Source organism: Bacillus pretiosus, from assembly GCF_051294775.1.
Taxonomy (GTDB): domain Bacteria; phylum Bacillota; class Bacilli; order Bacillales; family Bacillaceae_G; genus Bacillus_A; species Bacillus_A wiedmannii.
The window spans coordinates 1-287 of sequence record NZ_JBPPHF010000446.1 but is presented as its reverse complement, the minus strand read 5'-3'; the positions used below and the strand labels follow the sequence as shown (position 1 = coordinate 287).

At 41.1% G+C, this 287-nt stretch carries 1 pseudogene; it reads right to left on the bottom strand.

From position 1 onward, the window contains the following. Positions 1-51 precede the first annotated feature (51 nt). Positions 52-287 (bottom strand): annotated as a pseudogene (locus ACSG5Z_RS31665) (hypothetical protein); the annotation flags it as partial.

The following is a 287-nucleotide window of genomic DNA, read 5'->3' as shown; positions in this document are numbered from 1 at the left end:
GTATAAGAGAAGCTCTCCCCAAATAGAGGAGAGCTTTTACAAACTCTTATGTTAAATTTTTGTAACCCAAGAAGCGATGTCGTATGCTTTGATCATGACAACGCCTCCAATTGCCGCACAAGCTAAACCAATCATGGCTTGTGTACGGTTTTCAGGGTTTTTACCTTGTGCACCAGATAATTTTATAGCTGCAAATACAACGCAAGCTGCTACCCAAATCCCACCAAAACCAAGTAGTGTTGTTACAAGGGTATTCATGCTTTTTTGTACAGTGGTAGCATCTGCAC